Source organism: Vibrio sp. 10N.222.46.A1 (assembly GCF_041473595.1).
In the GTDB taxonomy this organism is placed as follows: Bacteria; Pseudomonadota; Gammaproteobacteria; order Enterobacterales; family Vibrionaceae; genus Vibrio; species Vibrio tasmaniensis_A.
In genome coordinates this window covers 1-436 of the sequence record NZ_JBFRSN010001295.1, presented here as the reverse complement: position 1 = coordinate 436, position 436 = coordinate 1, and the positions used below count along the sequence as shown (strand labels likewise).

The window sequence follows — 436 nt, the reverse complement described above, 5'->3', positions numbered from 1 at the left end:
ATCAGGAAGCAGGCTAGGAAGAAGATCATTGAGCGCAAACCCTTTCTCCAATGCTAGGTTGGCGGTTGCCAACGCACCTAAATCGTTTATTTTTCTATTTTGGGTAATCACCGCTCGTCTTATGGAAAACATCGGCTCACTAAAAGTCATGTAATTATGGCGCTCCTTGGTCGAAGAGACGCCGACTAGCAGATCTAATTCACCTCTTTCGAATGCACTCAGTACATCACTAAATGTTGAATACAACTTAATCTGATATTGGAAACCTGCATTTACCGCTACCTGATCCAACATACTGATGAGTAGCCCTTCAGAAACAGTGTTGCCTGAGGGAGTTTTATGTTGATAGCTGTAGGGGACCATGTCGTAAGAAGGCAGACCAACCCGCAATATGACTTGGTCACTCGATGAGTTCCCTGTTTTGCTTGCTAAGGAG

At 44.5% G+C, this 436-nt stretch carries 1 protein-coding gene; it reads right to left on the bottom strand.

What is annotated here, in order from left to right:
* Positions 1-436: transporter substrate-binding domain-containing protein (locus AB4496_RS26075; RefSeq protein WP_372132786.1), on the bottom strand; the 436-nt coding region annotated here is incomplete at both ends.